Here is a 585-nt window from a genome sequence, read left to right as displayed (position 1 = left end):
TATCTCTTACCTAAAGCTGAGACAAAAACGTCTAACCAGATGAGCGTTGCAGAACGTCCTTTACTGGTGATTCGTCCGGCTCAACTCGCTAGCTACCTGAATGACAATAGTATTGTGTATCGCACATCAGATACTCAGATTGTTCAAGCCAAACGCCACCAGTGGGCTCAAAGTATTTCTGAGCAAATTACCCAACGTGTTGTGGCTGAGCTGCGCCAAAAACAAAGCGACTATTGGCCAGTTGAAATGAATAATCTTCTGGATCAAAGTGGAGAATCCAAGCTTCAACTTACTTTGAACAAGTTTAATGGTAGCTACCAAGGTAACGCGGAGATTGAAGGTGAATGGTTACTCATCGATGCAAGCGGCAACATCGTTCGCAGCTCGCAAATAAAGATATTGATGCCATTGCAAGATGAAGGCTACGACGCTCTGGTTGATGCACTGTCGGCAGGTTTGAACCAACTAACCGACGATATAGCTGCGCAGCTATAGTAAATAGACATCAGATAATAGAGGGGAGCATCACGCTCCCCTTTCTTGTTTATGTATGTTTAGCGGCTCAAGAGATTAAGAATATGGCTT

At 44.1% G+C, this 585-nt stretch carries 1 protein-coding gene; it reads left to right on the top strand.

The features are described from left to right. Positions 1–495: PqiC family protein (locus tag R8N47_RS26910; RefSeq protein ID WP_318186326.1), on the top strand; the 495-nt coding region annotated here is incomplete at its 5' end. Positions 496–585 lie beyond the last annotated feature (90 nt).

The sequence above is a fragment of the Vibrio sp. 2132-1 genome, assembly GCF_033344315.1.
Note: the sequence above shows the minus strand (reverse complement) of the source record. Positions and strands in the feature narration are given on the sequence as shown.